General features: G+C 68.8%; 17 protein-coding genes. 13 read left to right on the top strand and 4 right to left on the bottom strand.

All coding sequences use genetic code 11. The annotated features are described in order from the left end of the window. Positions 1-21 precede the first annotated feature (21 nt). The 9 genes from KHC28_RS12530 (at position 22) to KHC28_RS12490 (ending at position 11,620) form a co-directional block, all read left to right on the top strand. Positions 22-1,563: a sugar ABC transporter ATP-binding protein gene (locus KHC28_RS12530; protein ID WP_214008682.1), complete on the top strand. Its 1,542-nt coding sequence runs from the start codon at positions 22-24 to the stop codon at positions 1,561-1,563. Next, positions 1,560-2,612 (top strand): ABC transporter permease, encoded by a 1,053-nt coding sequence (locus tag KHC28_RS12525; RefSeq protein WP_214008681.1) that lies wholly within the window; start codon positions 1,560-1,562, stop codon positions 2,610-2,612. The genes KHC28_RS12530 and KHC28_RS12525 overlap by 4 nt, the downstream gene beginning before the upstream one ends. Beyond that, the gene (locus KHC28_RS12520; protein ID WP_214008680.1) at positions 2,605-3,615 is read left to right on the top strand and encodes an ABC transporter permease; all 1,011 of its coding nucleotides are present in this window, start codon (positions 2,605-2,607) and stop codon (positions 3,613-3,615) included. The genes KHC28_RS12525 and KHC28_RS12520 overlap by 8 nt, the downstream gene beginning before the upstream one ends. A 94-nt stretch (positions 3,616-3,709) precedes the next feature. Next, a complete protein-coding gene (locus KHC28_RS12515; RefSeq protein ID WP_214008679.1) occupies positions 3,710-4,549 on the top strand; it encodes an FAD binding domain-containing protein in 840 nt (279 codons plus the stop codon). Between the two features lie 17 nt (positions 4,550-4,566). Next, complete coding sequence (locus tag KHC28_RS12510) at positions 4,567-5,022, top strand: (2Fe-2S)-binding protein (RefSeq protein WP_214008678.1); 456 nt, start codon at positions 4,567-4,569, stop codon at positions 5,020-5,022. Positions 5,023-5,033: 11 nt separating this feature from the next. Continuing rightward, a complete protein-coding gene (locus tag KHC28_RS12505) occupies positions 5,034-7,394 on the top strand; it encodes a xanthine dehydrogenase family protein molybdopterin-binding subunit (protein WP_214008677.1) in 2,361 nt (786 codons plus the stop codon). Positions 7,395-7,610: 216 nt separating this feature from the next. Continuing rightward, entirely contained in the window at positions 7,611-8,897 is a 1,287-nt protein-coding gene (locus KHC28_RS12500; protein ID WP_214008676.1) for a protease, read from the top strand. A gap of 41 nt (positions 8,898-8,938) precedes the next feature. Beyond that, a complete protein-coding gene (locus KHC28_RS12495) occupies positions 8,939-10,117 on the top strand; it encodes an MFS transporter (protein WP_246564721.1) in 1,179 nt (392 codons plus the stop codon). A 45-nt stretch (positions 10,118-10,162) separates the two neighbouring features. Continuing rightward, complete coding sequence (locus tag KHC28_RS12490) at positions 10,163-11,620, top strand: amidase (protein WP_214008675.1); 1,458 nt, start codon at positions 10,163-10,165, stop codon at positions 11,618-11,620. 62 nt (positions 11,621-11,682) lie between these two features. On the opposite strand, the gene KHC28_RS12485 is transcribed toward KHC28_RS12490, so the two are convergent. Then, on the bottom strand, positions 11,683-13,350 hold the full coding sequence (locus KHC28_RS12485; protein WP_312893174.1) for an amidohydrolase: 1,668 nt from the start codon (positions 13,348-13,350) through the stop codon (positions 11,683-11,685). A 157-nt stretch (positions 13,351-13,507) separates the two neighbouring features. Here KHC28_RS12485 and KHC28_RS12480 point away from each other — a divergent pair, with 157 nt between their 5' ends. Genes KHC28_RS12480 through KHC28_RS12465 form a run of 4 tightly spaced genes read left to right on the top strand, consistent with a single transcriptional unit; the run spans position 13,508 to position 17,412 of the window. Next, complete coding sequence (locus tag KHC28_RS12480; RefSeq protein WP_214008674.1) at positions 13,508-14,614, top strand: ABC transporter ATP-binding protein; 1,107 nt, start codon at positions 13,508-13,510, stop codon at positions 14,612-14,614. 2 nt (positions 14,615-14,616) lie between these two features. Continuing rightward, positions 14,617-15,540: an ABC transporter permease gene (locus tag KHC28_RS12475; RefSeq protein ID WP_214008673.1), complete on the top strand. Its 924-nt coding sequence runs from the start codon at positions 14,617-14,619 to the stop codon at positions 15,538-15,540. Next, positions 15,533-16,336, top strand: coding sequence for an ABC transporter permease (locus tag KHC28_RS12470; RefSeq protein WP_214008672.1), 804 nt, complete (start codon positions 15,533-15,535; stop codon positions 16,334-16,336). Before KHC28_RS12475 ends, KHC28_RS12470 begins: the two co-directional genes overlap by 8 nt. Positions 16,337-16,377: 41 nt before the next feature. Beyond that, a complete protein-coding gene (locus tag KHC28_RS12465) occupies positions 16,378-17,412 on the top strand; it encodes an ABC transporter substrate-binding protein (protein ID WP_214008671.1) in 1,035 nt (344 codons plus the stop codon). Positions 17,413-17,461: 49 nt separating this feature from the next. Here the strand turns inward: KHC28_RS12465 and KHC28_RS12460 are convergent, their stop codons facing one another. From KHC28_RS12460 to KHC28_RS12450, 3 genes are read right to left on the bottom strand one after another with little or no spacing between them, the layout of a single operon-like run. After that, complete coding sequence (locus tag KHC28_RS12460; protein ID WP_246564720.1) at positions 17,462-18,007, bottom strand: tetratricopeptide repeat protein; 546 nt, start codon at positions 18,005-18,007, stop codon at positions 17,462-17,464. Next, on the bottom strand, positions 18,004-18,780 hold the full coding sequence (locus KHC28_RS12455; protein ID WP_214008670.1) for an ABC transporter ATP-binding protein: 777 nt from the start codon (positions 18,778-18,780) through the stop codon (positions 18,004-18,006). The genes KHC28_RS12460 and KHC28_RS12455 overlap by 4 nt, the downstream gene beginning before the upstream one ends. Further along, complete coding sequence (locus KHC28_RS12450; RefSeq protein ID WP_214008669.1) at positions 18,777-19,856, bottom strand: ABC transporter substrate-binding protein; 1,080 nt, start codon at positions 19,854-19,856, stop codon at positions 18,777-18,779. The genes KHC28_RS12455 and KHC28_RS12450 overlap by 4 nt, the downstream gene beginning before the upstream one ends. Positions 19,857-19,872 lie beyond the last annotated feature (16 nt).

Genomic DNA, 19,872 nt, shown 5'->3' with positions numbered 1-19,872 from the left:
GAAGGGACGGTAGGAGAACGGATGAACATCAGCGTAGAGGCCCGAAAGGCCGCCCCCCTGCTGGAGCTGAAAGGCATCTCGAAGCGCTTCACCGGCGTGCGCGCCCTCGACCATGTCGATCTCGACGTGCGGGCGGGCGAGCTGCACGTGCTGTTCGGCGAGAACGGCGCCGGCAAGTCGACGCTGATCAACGTCATCTCCGGCACCTTCCCGCCGGACGAGGGCACGTTCCGCTTCGACGGCGAGGAGATCCGCCATCTGTCGCCCCAGCGGGCGCGCGCCATCGGCATCAGCCCGGTGTTCCAGGAATTCTCGCTGGTGCCGAGCCTCACCGTGGAAGAGAACCTGTTTCTCGGCCGCGAAATCTCGGCCGGCGGCGTGCTGCGCGCCGGCGCGATGCGGAAAAAGGCCCGCGCGCTGATCGACGAGCTCGGCTTCGACCTCGACCCCGGCAAGCGGGTCGACGACCTCTCGCGCGCCCACCAGCAGATGGCGGAGATCGCCAAGGCCCTGCTCGGCAAGGTGCGCCTGCTGATCCTCGACGAGCCGACCGCCTCGCTCACCGAGCGCGAGACCGGCCGGCTGTTCGAATTGATCGCCAAATTGAAGGCGCAGGGCGTCGGCCTCATCTATGTCTCGCACCGCATGCGGGAGATCCGCGCGCTGGCCGACCGGGTGACGGTGCTGCGCGACGGCCGCCACATCCGCACCCTCGACGCGGCGAATGTCACCGATGGCGAGCTGGTCGAGCTGATGACCGGCCGCCGCATCGACGTGCTGTTCCCCACCATCGAGCACGCCCCGGCCGAGGTGGCTGTCGATGTCGAGGGCCTCAGCCTCGCCGACGGCTCGGTGCGCGAGGTGAACTTCCACGCCCGCGCCGGCGAGATCACCGGCATTGCCGGGCTGGTCGGCTGCGGCAAGTCGGAACTGGTGCGGGCGATCTACGGGCTGGAGCCGGTGGTCGCCGGCACGATCCGCATCGACGGCACGCCCTATGACGCGCCGGCCCCGCGCGACAGCCTGAAGCGCGGCGTCGCCTATTTCCCGGCCAACCGGGTGGCGGAGGGCCTCGCCCTGTCGCGGCCGATCCGCGAGAACGCCTCGCTCACCGCGCTCGACCTGCCCGGCTTCGCCCGGCTGGGGGTGCTGCGGCAGGGCAGCGAGCGCGGCCTCGTCGCCGCCGCGATGGAGCGGCTCAAGCTGCGCCCGCCCAATATCGAGCGGCCGGCCGGCGCGCTGTCCGGCGGCAACCGGCAGAAGGTGATGCTGGGCCGGGCGCTGACCCGCGACCTCAAGGTCTTCCTGTTCGACGAACCGAGCGTCGGCATCGATGTCGGCGCCAAGCTCGAGGTCTATGAATTCATGAAGCAGCTGGTGAGCGAGGGCGCGGCGGTGATCGTCGTCTCCTCGGAACTGCCGGAGGTGCTGGCGCTCTCCAACCGCCTCTATGTCATGCATCACGGCCGCATCGCCGCCGAGCTGACAGGCAGCGAGAAGACCGAACAGAACGTTCTCGCCTCCTTCTTCAAGGAGCATCTGGCGACGACGGAGGCGGCATGAGCGTGCAAGCCTCGGTTCCCGGCACCTCCACGTCCCACGCCCCCGCCCTCGCCGCCCGCCCCGGCATCGCCGCCTCCGCGCGCGGCCTCGTCGGGCGCATCGGCTTTCTGCCGGCGCTGCTGATCCTGGTGGTGGTCGGCATGTCGGCGGCGGACCCGCAATTCTACGGGCCGATCAACATCCTCAACATCCTGCGCAACGCTTCCTTCCTCACCATCGTCGCCTGCGGGCAGGCGCTGGTGATCATCGCCGGCGGCTTCGACCTGTCGGTCGGCGCGGTGGTGGCGCTGGCCAGCGTGGTGACGGCCAAGGTGATGGGCCTCGCCGCCGCCGCCTTCCCCGGCAATGACGCGCTGGTCATCGCCTGCGGCGTCGCCGCCGGGCTCGGCAGCGGCGCGGCGGTCGGGCTGATCAACGGGCTGTGCGTCGCCCGGTTGAAAGTGTCCGGCTTCGTCGTCACGCTCGGCACCATGTCGGCGACCGCCGGCGTCGCCCTGATGATCACCTCGGGCATCCCGGTCTACGGCATGCCGCAGAGCTTCGTGCGCGATTTCGGCCGCGCCCAGTTCCTCGGCCTGCCGACCGCCATCTATGTGGCGCTCATCGTGCTGGCGGTGATGGTGTTCGTGCAGCGCCGCACTTTGTTCGGCCGCTATGTCTACGCCATCGGCGGCAATGCCGATGCCGCCATCGTCTCCGGCGTCGGCATCCGCCGGCATCTGGTCGGCACCTACGTGCTGTCCGGCGTGCTCGCCGCGCTGGCCGGCATCCTGCTCACCGCCCAGGTCGGTTCCGGGCAGGCGAGCTTCGGTGGCGACCGCATGATGCTGCAATCCATCGCCGCCGCCGTCATCGGCGGGGTCAGCCTGCGCGGCGGCGTCGGACGGGTGGAGATCGTCGCGGTCAGCGCGCTGTTCCTCACCATTCTCGGCAACGCCCTCAACCTGCTCCACATCGATTCGCGCCTGCAACCGGTGTTCCTCGGCGTCATCATGGTGGCGGCGGTGGCGCTGGACGAACTCGGCCGGCGGAGGAAGTCCCGTGTCTGACCTCTCCACCTCTCCCGCCACCCCGGCGCCGGCCGAGCGCCGCGCCGCCCTGCTGTCGCTCCTGTGGCAGGCGGCGCTGCCCATCGCCCTCGTCGTGCTGCTGCTCGGCTTCGCCACGGTGGATTCCGCCGTGCTCAGCACCGGCAACCTCGTCAACATCGCGCAGCAGGCGAGCTACCTCGCTCTGTTCGCCATGGCGCAGACCGTGGTGATCCTCACCCGCGGCTTCGACCTCGCTCTGGGGCCGACCGTGTCGATGGTCAGCGTCGGCGCCGCGCTCGCCATGGCCGCGGGGGTCGCCGGCGGGCAGGAACCCCTCACCGTGCTCGTCATGGGTCTCGCCGCCGGCTTTGCGCTCGGCGCCGCCTGCGGCGTGTTCAACGGCGTGGTGGTCGCCTATCTCGGGGTCAGCCCCTTCGTGGCGACGCTGGGCAGCTACAACATCGCCATCGGCATCGCCACCACCATCTCCGGCGGCCGGCCGGTACAGGGGGTGCCGGACCTGTTCTCGCAGCTGCTCTATGGCGGCACCGTGTTCGGCGTGCCCGCCGCGATCGTCATCGCGGTGCTGGTCGGCATCGGGCTGCACCTCGTGCTGACCCGCACCGTCTATGGCCGCGCGCTCTATGTCATCGGCACCAATCCCCGCGCGGCGGCGGTGGCCGGCCTGCCGGTGAAGCGGCTGCTGGTCGCCACCTATGTGCTGTGCTCCTGCCTCGCGGCGCTGGGGGCGCTGATGATGACGGCGCGCACCGGCTCCGGCGAGCCCAACCTCGGCGGCTCGCTGTCGCTGCAGGCCATCGCCGCGGCGGTGGTGGGCGGCACCAGCCTCGCCGGCGGACGCGGCGGGGTGGGCACCGCGGTCGTCGGCGCGCTGTTCGTCACCATCCTGTCGAACGGCATGAACCTCGCCCGCATCGACGGCTATGTGCAGATGGTGGTGCTCGGCGCCATCGTCATCGCCGGCGTGGTGCTCGACCGGCTGCGGCTGGAGCGGCGCTGATGCGCGGCATCGGCCTCACCGGACAGATCGGCCGCATCGTCCACCTCACCGTCCTGACCGGACACGCCCCGAGACAGCCGTCGGAGGTCTCTCGATGACGCCCTCGCTTTATCTCGCCCCCTCCCTCGATACCGCCGTCGCCGCCCTCGCCGAGCGCGGCACCGAGGGGGCGCCGCTGGCCGGCGGCACCTGGATCATGCGGGCGCCGATCCGCCACGAACCCTTGCGGAGCGCCTATGTCGGGCTCGGCCGGGTGCCCGAGCTGGGGCGCATCGAGATCGAAAGCGACCATGTCGCCATCGGCGCCGGCGTCACCCATGACCGCCTCGCCGGCGCCCTGGCGGAGGCCCCCGAGCTGCGCGTTCTCGCCCAGGCCGCCGGCCGCTCGGCGAACCCCGCCGTGCGCCGCGCCGCCACCCTCGGCGGCAATCTGTGCACCGCCGACTTCGCCGCCGCCGACCTCGTGCCGGCGCTTCTCTGCCTCGACGCCGAGGTCGAGATCCACTCGCCCGGCGCGGTCGAGCGCATGCCGCTGGAGAAATTTCTCGTGATTCGCCAATCGCTTGTGCCCGGCCACCTGCTGACGCGCGTGGTAATCGCGCGTACCGTTGCCCGCAGTGCCCATGCCCGCCTGCCGCTGCGCAAGGCCGGCGACTACCCGACCGCCATCCTTAGCCTGTCGGTCGCCCGCGACGCCGACGGACGTGTGGCGCAGGCCCGCATCGCCGTCGGCTCGGTTGAGCCGGTGGCGCGCCGCTGGCCTCGCCTCGAGGCCGCGCTGACCGGCGCCCCGCTCGATGCCGGCACCGCCCATCGCCTCGCCACCGAGCTGGCCGACGACTTCACCGGTCGCGACGGCGTGGAAGCGCCGGGCTGGTACCGGGTCGCGGTGCTCCCCGCGCTGGTCCGGCGCGCCGTCGCCGCGCTCCACTGATCCCGACAGGAGGTCCCATGCCCATCGAGATGACCGTCAATGGCGAGCCGAGGCGCTCCCTTGCCGAGCCGATGACGCCGCTGATCGACGTGCTGCGCGATGAGTTCCACCTGACCGGCGCCAAGCCGGTGTGCCGCGAAGGCTTTTGCGGCGCCTGCACCGTGCAGCTTGACGGCGCGCCCGTACTGTCCTGCCTCACCCCGGCGGGACTGGCGGAAGGGCATGAAATCCGCACCGTCGAGGGGTTGTCCGCCGGAGGCCGGCTCAACCCGATCCAGGCCAAGTTCGCCGAGCACGACGCGGTGCAATGCGGCATGTGCTTTCCCGGCATGGTGGTGACGCTGACGCATTTTCTCGCCCACACGCCGCGCCCAAGCCGCGACGAGGTGCAGGCCGCCCTCGCCGGCAATGCCTGCCGCTGCACCGGCTATGAGCGCATCGTCGCGGCGGCGCTCGACGCCGCCGGCGCCTGAGGAGGATCGCGATGACCGTCGACGCCGTGATGGAGTTCCGCCGCCGCGACGCCGGCGACAAGCTGATGGGGCGCACCCGCTACACCATCGACCGCACCGCCTCCGGCATGCTGCACGCGGCGGTGCTGCGCGCGCAGGTGCCCTCGGGACGCCTCGTGCGGCTCGACGTCACCAAGGCCGCCGCGATGCCCGGCGTGCGGGCGATCGCCACCGCCGCCGATGCGCCCGGCCGCGTCGGCATCGGTATCGCCGATCACACGCTCTTCGCCGAGGACATCATCCGCTATGTCGGCGAGCCGCTCGCCGCCATCGCGGCGGAGACGCTGGAGCAGGCGCAGGCGGCACTTGCCGCCATTGAAGTCGAGATCGCGCCGCTGCCGGCGCTCTTCACCATGGAGGACGCGCTGGCACCCGGCGCTCCGCTGGTGCATGCCGGCTGGCAGGATTACGAGGTGCTGGTGGAGGGCGGCGCGCGCGCCGGCAACGTCGCCTGGGAGGCGACGGTGGTGCGCGGCGACGTCGACGCCGCCTTCGCGCGGCCGGACGTGACGGTGATCGAGAGCACCTTCCGCGTCGGGCGACAGAACCACATGGCGTTCGAGCCGCGGGCGGCGGTGGCGAACTACGAGGAAGGCCGCTTCCATATCGAGACCTCCACCCAGGTGCCCTGGACGGTGCGCAACGCCACCGCCCGCTTCCTCGGCGTGCCCGCCTCGCAGGTGCGGGTGACGGTGCCACCGGTCGGCGGCGCCTTCGGGCTGAAATTCGACATCGCCATCGAACCCTTCGCCGCTCTGCTGGCGAAGCTCAGCGGGCGGGCGGTGCGGCTGGTCAATTCCCGCGAGGAGGAGATGCTCACCTGCCTGTTCCGCGAGAATGCCGAGATCCGCATCCGCTCGGCGGTGACACGGGAGGGCGAGATCGCCGGTCGGGAAGCCGTGGTGCTGATGGATTGCGGCGCCTATGGCGGCGAGCAGATCTTCCTCACCACCATGACCGCCCACACGCTGGGCGGTAATTACCGGCTCGGTGCCACCCGCCTCGCCTCGCGCGCCGTCTACACCCACACCGCCCCGAACGGCGCCTTCCGCGCCTGCAACGGCGTCTACAACACCTTCGCGCTGGAGCGGCACACCGACGAGATCGCCGCTGCCATCGGCATGGACCCGCTGGAATTCCGCCGCCGCAACGTGCTGGGCGACGGCGACCTCGGCGCCACCGGGCAGGTCTATGAGGGCGACGTGCTGCGCCCGATGCTGGAGCGCATGCAGACGCTGCGTACCGCCGCGCCGCCGCGCCAGGCCGACGACGGTCGGCTCTACGGCCGCGCCACCACGGTCGGCACCTGGTTCGTCTTCACCGGCCCCTCGGCGGCGACGGTGAACATGAATGCCGACGGCAGCGCCACTTTGGTCACCTCGGGAGTCGAGATCGGCTCCGGCTCGATGATGCAGAGCCTGCCGCAGATCGTCGCCGCCACGCTCGGCATACGGCCGGAAGACGTGGTAGTGCGCCAGGCCGATACCGACGCCGCCGGCTACGATGTCGGTGTCGGCGGCGGCCGGCAGACCGTCTCGCTCGGCGCCGCCAGCCTGCAGGCGGCGCAGGAGGTGCGCGGCAAGCTCATGAAGGTCGCCGCGCAGATGCTGGACGCTTCGCCCGACGATCTCGTGGTGCAGAACGGCCGGATCGAGATCGCCGGCCCCAACGGCGCCGGCTTCACCCTCGCCGAGGTGGCGACGCAGGCGCAGGCGCTGACCGGTCCGGTCGCCGGCACCGGCTCCTTCACCCGCAAGGGCGTGCCGGCCATGCCCGGCTGCGCCGCCGGGCACTTCATCGACGCGCTGGATATCCCGGTCTTCGCTGTCCATGACTGCGAGGTCGCCGTCGACCCGGACACCGGCCATGTCGAAGTGGTCGCCTATCGCGTGGTGCAGGATGTCGGGCGGGCGCTCAACCGCAGCGCCATATGCGGCCAGATCCAGGGCGGCGTGGTGCAGGGCCTCGGCTATGCGCTGCACGAGGAGGTGTCGATCGACGCCGGAGGCCGGATCCGCCAGAACGGCTTCGAAACCTACCGCGTGCCGCTGGCCGCCGACGTGGTACCGGTCGAGATCGACCTGTTCGAGGGGGCTCCCTCGCTCGGGCCAATGGGCATCAAGGGCGCCGGCGAGGTGCCGATCCTCAATGTCGGGGCGAGCGTCGCCTGTGCGGTGGCGAATGCAACCGGCACGCGCGTGCAGGAACTGCCGCTGACCCCGCCGCGCGTGCTCGCCCTGATGCTGGGCCGCCAGCCCGAGCTCGCCTTCCCCCATATCCTACCGGAATGGGACGACAATCTGGTGCGACCGCACGGCATGGCGGAGGGCTGATCCGCAACCGGCCCGCGCCGCGCACACGCACCGCCGTTCATCGGTTGCTAACGCCAGGGCGTTGACAACGCTATGAAAGCTTGCCGAACCGAAGCATGGATTGATAGGCTCCGGCCACCTCGACGGCCGCTCGTTCTCGGCTGTCCCCTTCATGCTATCGGAGATCGCTCGTCGCGGCCGCCAACCGCGAGACGGCGCGTTTCTGCAAGGTGACCCATGATCGAAGTGCTGATGCTGCTAATCGGAGCCCGGGCGATTCGGGACAAATGGTGGGTGGTCGGCATCATCGGTCTGGTCTGGCTGGCGATGGGAAGCGCCATCCTCATCAACGCGCTCAGCGACGAATGGCGGATTCCGGCCCACTGGTTCACCGTGCCGCTGCTGCTCGACGCCGCCGCCTCGCTGACCGCCGGGTTCAGCAGCACCGGCACGCGGCGGGCGCTGCGCTTCAGCAAGGCCGGCATCATGGTCGCCATCTCCCTGCTGATCATCATCCATCCGTGGGGAAGCGACATGTTCATCGGCTTCCTCGTCGGCACGTTTCTCGTCACCGATGCGAGCTTCCGCGCGGCCAGCGCCTGGGTGGTGCGTTTCCCCAGTTGGCGGCGCTCGCTCATTGCCGCCGGCATCGAGTTCCTACTCGGCCTCTGGTCGTTCCTTCCCTGGCCGACCGGCTGGCGCGGCGAGGTCGGAGAGGATGTCGGCACGCTGCTGATCGTTACCGCCTATGGGCTGCTGGTCACGGCCGGACGCATCCGCCGCCTGCCGAAAGGCATGCCGGTGGCACGCATCCTCAGCGAGGGCTGGCCGCGCGGCCGCGCGCATGCCGGCTCGGAACAGGACTCGGCCGATCCCATGGTCGGCACCCTCACCGTGCATGTCTGGACGCCGACCGGCGACCTCGTCGGGCTCGGCCGGGGCATCGCCCGCTACGTGGCAGCGCTGGACGAGCACGGCGTTATTTCCACCGGCCATGCGGCGCTGGAAGCGGGGCCGGACATCTATATCAGCCACTATCCGGCGGTGGAGATCGACCGCGACGGCTCGCAATTCACCCGCGTGCTGCGGGCGACGCGGGAAAACGACGTGCCGGGCAAGTTCCAGCCGAGCTATGCGTTTGAAAGCGCCGAATGGTGCCCGTCGAGCTGGCGGGTCGAGCTCGCCGGCCTCGATGTCGGGGCGCTGCGTGCCTTCTGGGCGTCCTACCGCCAGAACACCACCTACAATTTGACCAACCGAAACTGCTCCAGCTCGGTGGCCAAGGCGCTCGACGCCGCCATTGAAGGGTTGTTCGCGCAGGAGGTCCGTTCCCCCTGGTTTCTCCTGCGGCTGTTGATGCTGCCGGAATTCTGGGCCGCCGGCGTCATCCGCCGCCGTGCCGAGCTGATGGCCTGGACGCCCGGCCTGGTGCTCGACTATGCCCGCGCCCTGTCCGCCATCGTCGAACTGCCGGAGCGCATGGGTCGGGGGGCCCCGCGCAACCGGACACCGCAAGCCATCTAGGGAATCCGGGCGGCCGCTGCGCGGCGCGGCCCGGAGGGGGAATGACCACCATGCAGCCGTCAGCCGGCAACACCATACTGGCGCGCGTCGCCATCATCGCCACGGCGACGATCTTCGGGCTGACCTACAGCCTGAGCGCGGCGCTGATCGCGCTGGACCTCGCCGAAAAGGGGCTGAGCGAGGCGCTGATCGGCGCCAATGCCGCCATGCATGCGATCGGCGTGCTGCTGATGGCGTTCCTGCTGCCACGCCTCACCGCGTTTTTCGGCGTGCGGCGCTCGGTGATCGGCTCGCTGCTGCTGGCCGCCCTGCTGCTCTGCCTGTTCCCCGCCATGCCGCTGGTCTGGCTGTGGTTCCCGCTGCGCATCCTGCTCGGCGCAGCGTCCGAGGTGCTGTTCGTGCTGTCGGAGACCTGGCTGAACGCGCTGAGCTCCGAATCCTCGCGCGCCCGTACCATGGGCGCCTATACCGCCGCCATGTCGGTCGGCTTCGCGCTCGGGCCGCTGATCCTGTCGGTCGCCGGCTCGCAGGGCTTCCTGCCCTACGCGATCGGCGCCGGCCTCGCGCTATGCGCGGCGGCCTTCGTGGTGTCGCCCTCGATCTCCGCGCCGGTGATCGAGCAGCCGCATCACAGCAGCCCGTTCCGCTATATCCGCCTCGCACCGGTCGCGATGGCGGCCACCGCGCTGAACGCCGCGGTCGAGACCGCCGGTCTCACCTTCCTGACGCTCTATGCGATGTCGGTGGGCTGGCAGGAGGCGCAGGCGACCCAGCTGATGACCTGCATGATGTTCGGCGCCATCGTGCTGCAGCTGCCGATCGGCTGGCTGGGCGACAAGATGGACCGGCAGAAGCTTATCATCCTGCTCGCCGTGCTTTCCGCCCTGGGTGCCGCCGCCTGGCCGTGGGCGCTGGCCTCAGAATGGACGATCTATCCGCTGCTCTTCGTCTGGGGCGGGCTGTTCGTCGGCATCTACACGATCATGCTCACCATCATCGGCAGCCGCTTCTCCGGCAGCGACATCGTCGGCATCTATGCCGGCATGGGGCTGTTCTGGGGGGTGGGCGCGCTGGTCGGCCCCACCCTCGCCGGCGTCGCCATGCAGGTGACGACGCATGGGCTGGTCGCCTTCGTCGCGCTCGCCTGCGCCCTGTTCGCCGGCGCCGCGCTGGTGCTCCGTTCGCCGCCGCCGTCGGCGACGCTGCGCACCGATCCGTAAGCCTTCGCCTAGGCGTGACGACACGCCGGATATCGGGAGTTCGAGGTGAGTGTGAGTGATCTGTTCGAGAGTTGCGACGCCGTCGCTCTGGCCGAGCTCGTACACCAGCGGGAGGTGACACCCACCGAACTGCTCGACGAGGCGCTGCGGCGGGTCGAGGCGCTCAATCCGCAGCTCAATGCCGTGGTGTTGCAGCAGGAAGGCGTCGCGCGCCGCCTCATTGCGGAAGGGCTGCCGGATGGCCCGCTCAAGGGCGTGCCGTTCCTGCTGAAGGACCTCGGCGCCGAAGCGATCGACTTTCCGTCCAATAATGGCTCACGGCTGTTCGCCAACACCCGCTACGGCCAGGATTCCTCGATCTATGCCCGGCTGAAGATGGCCGGCCTCGTCACCTTCGGCCGCACCACCTCGCCGGAAGGTGGCGTCGGCCCGACCACCGAGGCGGCGGTCTATGGCGGGCCGACCCGCAACCCGTGGAACCCGGAGCACACGACCGGCGGCTCCTCCGGCGGCGCGGCGGCGGCGGTGGCCTCCGGCATGGTGCCGGTGGCGCACGGCTCGGATGGCGGCGGCTCGGTGCGCATTCCCGCCTCGAGCTGCGGCCTGTTCGGCTTCAAGGCAACCCGCGCCCGCCTGCCGGACGGCCCCTATGTCGGCGAAGGCTGGGCCGGCATGGCGATCGACGGCTTCCTCACCCGCTCGGTGCGCGATACCGCCGTGCTGCTCGACGCCACTCACGGCATCGACCTCGGCGCGCCCTATGCGGCTCCGCCGCTGGAAGCCTCGTTCGGCGCGGCACTGAAGCGGCAGGACAAGCCGCTGCGCATCGCCTTCATCACCACCACGCTGACCGGCGAAGCGATCCATCCGGAATGCCGCGCCGCGGTCGAGCAGACGGCGCGTCTGCTCGAGAGCCTCGGCCATCAGGTCGAGGAGGCCCGGCCCGAGGCCGACACCTCCGGCATGATGGTCGCCTGGACCAAGGTGGTCGCCTGCGGCTCCGCGCTGTCGGTCGAGAGCGCGGTACGCCGGCGCGGCCGCCCGCTCGAGGACGGCGAGATCGAGAACGTGGCCCGAACCGCCATGGCCTATGCCCGCACGGTGAGCGGCGCCGACTATCTGGAGGCGGTCAACAAGGTGCACGCCTATGGCCGCGAGATGGCCGGCTTCTTCCAGCGCTACGACATCCTGCTGACGGCGACGCTGGCCGAGCCGCCGGCGAAGCTCGGCCGCTTCAACCATCTCGGCAAGGAATATGTCGACTATCGGATGGGGCCGGGAATGGTGTTCGCCTATTCGCCCTTCACGGCGGCGTTCAACGCTTCCGGCCAGCCGGCGGCCTCGCTGCCGCTGCACTGGACGCCGGATGGCCTGCCGGTCGGCATCCATCTCGCCGCCGGCTACGGGCGCGACGAGCAGCTGCTCGGGCTGTGCGCCCGCGTCGAAGAGGCGGCGCCGTGGTTCCACCGCCGCCCGCCGATCAGCCTGTCCCGCAAGGATTGAAACGTCCTCCGGGACAAGCCTAGCCGGACCGACCCGGCATCCTCGCCGGGTCGGAACGCGCGCTACGCGGCGCCGCGCTCATAGGTGAGCTGGCCACCGCAGATCGTGGCGGCCACCTTCATCGCGTCGATCTCGCCGGGCTCGGTCTTCTCGATGTCGCCATCGAGAATGACGACGTCGGCCACGGCGCCCGGCTTCAGCACGCCCTTGCCCGCCTCGGCGAACTCGGCGAAGGCGCCGTCGCGGGTGAAGCCGGCGATCGAATCCTCGAGGCTCTGGCGCTCGTCCGGGGCGCCCTCGAACACCGGGCCGCGCGTCATCGCCGTCATGATGCCGAGCAGCGGATCGAGCGGCGCCACCGGCCAGTCGCTGGCGAAGACCAGCCGGGCGCCGGTGTTGCGCAGGGTCTGCCAAGGATAGGCCAGCATCATCCGCTCGCGGCCGATCATGGAGAGGATCGGCTCCGGCGGATAGTAGCCGCCCGGCGCATGGGTCGGCTGCATCGAGGCGAGGACGCCAAGCTCGGCGAAGCGGTTCAGGTCGCGCGGCGCCAGCACCTCGATGTGCTCGATGCGGTGGCGGCTGTCGCGGGCACCATTGGCGCGCCGCGCCGCCTCATAGCTGTTCAGCGTGCGGTTCACCGCCAGATCGCCAATGGCATGGACGGTGATCTGGAAGCCGAGGCGGTCGATCTCGGTGCAGATAGCGTCGAACTCATCCTGCTCGAAATAGGAGGCGCCGCGCACCCCCGGCGAGCCGATATAGTCCTCGAACATGTGGGCGGTGGTGGATTCGACCACGCCATCCATGAAGATCTTGACGAAATCCGCCTTGAGCCGGTCGGAATGCCAGCGCGCGCGCATCTCCACCGCCTTCTCCAGCTCGGCGAGCGCCATGCCCGGCGTGAAGCGGAACGGCACGCGGCCGCGCACGATCAGCTCGCCGGCGGCCTCGATCTCGCCGAGCAGTTCGAGCTGGTAGAAATTGCCGTCCATGTTGTGGAAGCTGGTGATGCCGAGCGAGGCGCAATAGGCGAGCCCCTGTTTGATGATCTCCTTGTCGACGGCACGGTCGGCGGCGGTAGGCGGGATCTTCGGCTCGTGGCCGGCGAGGCCGAGCATTTCGCGCCCGCCGGTCGGCGTCAGCGACGAGATCGGCGCCATGGCCTCGAACTCGCGCAACTCGCCGGTAGCGAGCCCGTCGGCGCCCATGACGATCTCGTTGCCGGGCGGCACGTCCTTGCCGTGGAGAATACCGGCCGCCTCCAGCGCCTTGGTGTTCGCCCACATGGTGTGGTGGTCACTGGCGAACAAAGCGAGCGGACGGTCCGGCAGCACGCGGTCGAGCAGCTGGCGGGTGATCGGCTGGTCGTCGCCGAACATGAAATAGGCCGCCTGCTCGGCGATCAGCACTCTGGACGCGTCGGTCTGCGCCCGCTGGCGAATCGCGGTGGCGATCCGCTCGAAACCGGTGAGGCCGGCCAGCGACAGGCTGGCGAGCTGGGCGCCACCTGTGAACAAGTGGATATGGCTGTCGATGAGGCCGGGCAGCACGCTGGCGCCGCCGGCATCGATCCGCCGGCCCGCCGAGCCTGCCGCCTCCGCCACCTCGGCGCGGGAACCGATAGCGAGAATGGTGCCGCCTCTCAGGGCGATGGCCTCGGCGAACGGCCGCGCGGGGTCCATCGTGAGGATACGGGCGTTCTCGATAATGACGTCGGCACTCGACACGGGTTGCTCCCCAATTTGGCTGGCCAAAAATTTGATCACATTCTTAGCCGCCCTCCTTGCCCGCCGCCAAGCGCTCACATAGGCTCACTCCCAGAAGAAACGGATATGCGGGCTTTTCCCGCCTTCCAGAGCACGTCAACAGACTAAAGGGTGATTGATGCCGGAGCCTGCCGCGGCACAGGACAAGCGCGTCGCAATTGAAGCACGGAACATCGTCAAGCAGTTTGGAGAAGGCCCGGGGGCGCTGCGCGCACTCGACAACGTCTCCATCTCCATCCGCGAGAACGAGTTCTTCACCCTGCTCGGCCCGTCCGGCTGCGGCAAGACAACCCTCCTCCGGCTGATCGCCGGCTTCGAGTACCCCACCGAAGGCGCCATCCTGCTCGATGGCCAGGACATCGCGGGATTGCCGCCCTTCAAGCGGCCGATCAACACGGTCTTCCAGAGCTATGCCCTCTTCCCGCACCTTACCGTGTGGGAGAACGTCGCCTTCGGGCTGCAGATGCTCGGCCGTCCGAAAGCCGAGATTGCCTCGCGCGTCGGCGAGATGCTCAAGCTCGTCCACCTGGACGAGATGGCACAGCGCCGCACCGACCAGATCTCCGGCGGCCAGGCCCAGCGCGTCGCGCTCGCCCGGGCGCTGGCCCCGGCGCCCAAGGTGCTGCTGCTCGACGAACCGCTCTCGGCGCTCGACTACAAGCTGCGCAAGGAGATGCAGATCGAGTTGAAGCGCCTGCAGCACGAGACCGGCATCACCTTCGTGTTCGTGACCCACGACCAGGAAGAAGCGCTGACCATGTCCGACCGCATCGCGGTGATGTCGAAGGGCAAGGTGCGGCAGGTCGGCTCCCCGTGGGACATCTACGACAAGCCGGCCGAACGCTTCGTCGCCGACTTCATCGGCGAGACCAATTTCCTCACCGCCGCCGTCGCCGGCGTTTCCAACGGCGTTGCCCGGGTGAAGCTGAAATCGGGCGCCGACATCGTGGCCACCGTCGCCGAAGGCTTCGAGCCGAAGAGCGAGGCGACCATCGTCGTGCGGCCGGAGCATGCCCGCGCCGTGCCGCAGGGCGGCCAGTTGTCCGGCATGGTCGAGAACATCGTCTATTTCGGCACCGACACGCATATCCATGTGCGCCTCGCCGAGGACGGCCTGTTCACCGTGCGCCAGCAGAACAGCCGCGCCCAGTCCTGCGGCTTTGCGATCGGCGACCGCGTCGGCATCGAAATCGCGGCGGACGCCGCGCAAGTGCTGCGGGATTGACGATGGCAACCGCCGCAGAAATCGCCAAGCACGCCGAACGCGAGAGCATCCGCCGCCGTTGGTGGCTGTCGGCGCCGGCGCTCGTCATCGTCTTCGTCGCCGCCATCGGGCCGCTCTTCGTCATGCTCGCCTATTCCTTCATGGCGAAGGGCGACTATGGCGACGTGAAATTCGGCCAGTATTCGCTCGACGGCTGGTTCTCCGTGCTGCTCCAGCGCGACATGTTCGACGACACCATCACGCTGGCCGACGCCCATCTGTCGATCCTCTGGCGATCACTGAAACTGTCGATCATCACCACCGCCTGCACGCTGCTGCTGGGCTTCCCGACCGCCTATTTCATCGCCACGCGGCCGCGCCACACCCGGGAAATCTGGGTGTTCCTCGTCACCATACCGTTCTGGACCAACCTGCTCATCCGCACCTTCGCCATGCAGCAGGTGATCCGCAACGAAGGCGTGCTCAACACGCTTTTGCGGGCGCTCGGCATCATCGATCAGCCGCTGCAGATCATGTACACCGACTGGGCGATCCTGTTCGGCATGGTCTATGTCTACCTGCCGCTGATGGTGCTGCCGCTCTATGCCAGCATGGAGAAGCTCGACTTCCGGCTGATCGAGGCGGGCTACGATCTCTATGCCGGCCGCTGGGCGGTGCTGCGGCGGGTCATCATCCCGCTGGTGAAGCCCGGCATCGTCGCCGGCTCGATCCTCGTCTTCGTGCCCTCGCTCGGCGCCTATGTCATTCCGCGCGTGCTGGGCGGCGGCAAGAACCTGATGCTCGGCAACCTCATCGAGCTGCAGTTCGGCGCGGGCCGCAACTGGCCGCTCGGCGCGGCGATCTCCATCACCCTAATGGCACTCGTGATGGTGGCCATGCTGTTCTATGTGCGCAACGCGTCGCGTTCGGGAGCGGGACATGGCTAAGCCCAGCTTCGACGTAAAGGCCCAGCCCGGCTTCGCCCTGATCGCGATGTTCACCTTCGCGGTGCTCTATCTGCCGATCGTCACGCTGGTGGCCTACGCCTTCAACGGCTCGGAATCGCTCACCTCCTGGGGCGGCTTCTCGCTGCGCTGGTTCGGCGACGCGGCGGCGAACACGGCGGTGCAGGATGCGGCCTGGCGTTCGCTGGTCATCGCACTGTGCGCCGCCATCGCCGCCACCGCCGCCGCCACCATGGCGGCCATCGCCACCACCCGCACCGCGCCCTATCGCGGCCTCGGCGCCAAATATGCCTTCATCAACCTGCCCTTGATGGTGCCGGAGATCGTCACCGCGGTCGCGCTGCTCATCGTATTCTCGCGCATCAAGGTGTGGACCGGCTATTCCGGGCTCGGCTACCTGATCCTCGCCCACACCGCTTTCTGCATCCCGTTCGCCTACCTGCCGATCCGCGCCCGCCTGGAAGGCATGGACGGCGCCCTGGAGCGCGCCGCCGCCGACCTTTATGCGACGCCGTGGCACGTGTTCCGCCGCGTGACGCTGCCGCTGCTCCGGCCGGGCATCATCGCCGGCTTCATGCTGGCCTTCGTGATCTCGCTCGACGACGTCGTCATCACCGAATTCGTCAAGTCGGGCGGGCAGGACACGCTGCCGACCTACATGCTCGGGCAGATCCGCCGCACCGTGACCCCCGAGGTCAACGCCATCGCCACCGCATTCCTGGCCCTGTCCATATTGCTGGTGACGGCCTTCTTCTTCATCAACCGCAAGAAGACCTGACGCGAGCCGGGTCTAACGACAACCTGACGGAGACGGGAACCATGAACTGGAAGATGACGGCGGCGGGCGCGATGGTCGCGATCCTCGGCTTCGCCGGTAGCGCCGCGGCCGAAGGCGCGCTCAACATCTACAACTGGGGCGACTATACCAGCCCCGAGCTGATCAAGAAGTTCGAAGACAAGTACAACGTCAAGGTCACCGTCACCGACTACGATTCCAACGACACCGCGCTCGCCAAGGTGCGCGCCGGCGGCCATGGCTTCGACATCGTCGTGCCCTCGGCCAACTACGTGCCGATCTGGGTCAAGGAAGGCCTGCTGCTCGAGGCGCGGCCCGACCAGATGTCGAACTTCAAGAATGTCGACGAGCGCTGGGTCAACGTGCCGTGGGATCCGGGCCGGCACTACACCACCCCGTGGCAGTGGGGCCTGACCGGCATCGGCGTCAACAAGAAGATGTATAGCGGCGACATCAACACCGCGAAGGTCATCCTCGACCCGCCGCCGGAGCTCGCCGGCAAAATCAACGTCGCTCCCGAGATGAACGACGTGCTGTTCCTCACCATCAAGTATCTCGGCGGCAACTGGTGCACCGCCGACAAGGAACTGCTGAAGAAGGTGCGCGACACGCTGGTCGCCGCCAAGCCGAAGTGGCTGGCGATGGACTATTCCGTCACCGAGAAGCTGCCCTCCGGCGACTATGCCGCCGTGTATTACTGGAACGGTGCGGTGATGCGCGCCCGCATGAAGAACCCCGACGTCGCCTTCGGCTATCCGAAGGAGGGCTTCCCGTTCTTCATGGACAGCCTGGCGATCCTCAAGGACGCCAAGAATGTCGAGAACGCCAAGCTGTTCATGAACTTCATCATGGAGCCGGAGAACGCGGCGCTGATCTCGGCCTTCGCCAAATATGCGAACGGAATCAAGGGCTCCGCGCAGTTCATGCCCGCCGAGATGAAGGACGCGCCCGAGCTGGTGGTGCCGGCGCAGTATGAGAAGGCCGGCGAGTTCCTCACCGCCTGTCCGCCGGAAGTGAGCGAGCTCTACACCCGCATCTGGACCGACGTGAACAAGTGATCCGACATGAGAGGCCGGGCATTGCCCGGCCTCTCTTTTTCCAGCGCCGCTATTCCTTGCCGCCCGCCCCGGCATAGGCCTTGCGCAGTGTGTCGAGTTCCGGGCAACCGCTGCGGCAGAAGATCTTTAAGGTGACGATGTTCTCCCGCGCCTTGTCGAGCCGGCCGGTGGCGATGAATAATTCGCCTTGATATTCAATGGCCTGACGGTGGGTCGGGTCGAAATACAGCGCCTCGCGGTACCAGCGGTCGGCCTCGTCGTAGCGCTTGAGGTTACGCAGGCTGAAGCCGAGCAGGTTGAACACGTCGGCATGGCGCACCCGGGTGGCGAGAACCTCGAGCTCGGCCGCCGCTTTTTCGTAGTCGCCAGAATAGATTAGCGCCCGGATCGGCGCGAGGTCCGGCAGGGCGTCGGAGGGCGGGGTGTCGACCGCGCCGGCGGCGGTGGCGGCGCCCAGCATCAACGCAAGCAGGACGCCCCGCACGAGCCGGCGCCGGGCCGCGCCGACAGGCCGGTGCGGTGGACGATGAGGCCGGAACGGCCCCCAAGATGGCCGATCAGGCCGAAAGGCAGATAGCATGACGGCGCGGCTCATGCGGCGGCGACGTGGACGGCGTAGTCGCCCATCTCGCGCAGTATCTCCCGCTTGATCCCCGCGAAGGCGGGGCTGCCGCGATCGCGCTGATGCGGCAGGTCGACAGTGATCTCCTTCACGATGCGGCCGGGATTGGCGGTCATCACCAGCACCCGGTCGCTGAGATAGATCGCCTCGTCGACGTCGTGGGTGACGAGGATCATGGTGGTCTTCTCGATCCGCCAGATGCTGAGCAGTTCCTCCTGCAGCCGCAGCCGCGTCAGCGCGTCGAGCGCCCCGAGCGGCTCGTCGAGCAGCAGGATCTCCGGCCGGTTGACCAGGCCGCGGGCGATGGCGGCGCGCTGCGCCATGCCGCCGGACAGCTGGTAGGGATAGACCTTCTCGAAGCCGCGCAGCCCGACCAGCGCGATGTGCTCGGCGATGGTGCGCTTCTTCTCGTCAGTGCCCAGCCGGGAATTCTCCAGGCTGAGGCCGATATTCTGCTCCAGCGTCAGCCATGGCAGCAGCCGGTGGTCCTGGAAGACGATGCCCCGATCGAGGCTGGTGCCTTTGATCGGTTCGCCATCCAGCCGGATGCTGCCGGAATAGTCGTCGTCGAGCCCGACGACGAGGCGCAATATGGTGGACTTGCCGCAGCCTGACGGCCCGACGATCGACACGAACTCGCCGGCGTCGACGTCGATGTCGATATGGTCGAGGATCTTCAGCGGGCGGCCGTCGACGTCGTAATGCTTCTCGACGCCACGGATTTCGAGGGTACCGCGTTGGGTCATGAGGAGAGGCTTTCCAGCGCTTCGTCGAGATAGGAGGCGTCGGCCCAGGCGCGGCTGTCGAAATCGCGGCTGATGTAGCCGTGCTCGACGAGGAAGCGCTTCTGCAGGTCGATGCCGGCGAGCTTGCGTGGCGTCAGCGCCGGCAGGAAGTCGGTGCCGGCGATCGCCGCCTCGGTGTCAGCGACGCTCGGGTGATAGGTGACGCGGTGCAGGATCGCCGCCCCCGCCTCGCGATTGGCGTCGAGCCAGCGCGCCGCCCGCACCGTGGCGCGCAGGAAGGCGACGACGATGTCGCGGTTGGCCTTCGCGAAATCGGTGTTCACCGTCAGCGCATAGGGGCTGTTGGAGACCTGCAGCGACCAGTCGGGATGGCGGGCGAAATCCTCCACCCGCTTGAACTTGCCGGTCCGCTCCAGCCCCAGCGCCCGCCCGTGGCTGGCGAAGATGGCGTCGACCTCGCCGGCCTCCAGCGCCCGCGCCTCGGGGGTGAAGACGAGCTCGCCGCGACGCTTCGCCCACAGCGCGGAAGGACGCGCCGCCTCGCCGAAGCCGCGATCCTCATTGGCGATGTCGACGATCTCGACATCGGCGCGTGACAGCCCGGCAAGCGCCAGCGCCTTCAGGATGCCCTGCTCGGAGGTCGCCCGCCACCAGTCGATCTTGGCCGGGTTGGCGCTCTTGGACAGGCCGAAGCGCCGGCCCTTCAACGCCGCGAGGCTGCGGGCGGCATCGTCCACCCGCACCACGATGGTGCCGCCGTGATGCGCCTCGGTGAGGCCGATCAGCGTGGTGTCGACATTGTCGGCCTTGGCCCAGATCGAGGGGATGTTGCCGCCGTCGCGGAACAGATGCGCGAAGCGGTGGCTGAAATGCGGGAGATAGCCCTGCTCCACCGGCAGCGCACGCAGATAGGACAGCGAGGCGCCGACCCGGCGCAGCTCCTCCTCGATCCAGCCGAACTCCTGCGCGACGTTGGACGCCACGAAGGTGGGGCAGATGGTGTAATAGGCCTCGCGGGCGCCGACCGTGACCGGGGCGAGCGCGGAGGGAGTGGGGCGTTCGAGAACGTCGACCATGATTTCCGTCCCCCGC

Origin of the sequence: Ancylobacter sonchi, assembly GCF_018390695.1 — a bacterium.
GTDB classification, from domain to species: domain Bacteria; phylum Pseudomonadota; class Alphaproteobacteria; order Rhizobiales; family Xanthobacteraceae; genus Ancylobacter; species Ancylobacter sonchi.
This window is presented reverse-complemented; position numbering and strand designations above follow the sequence as displayed.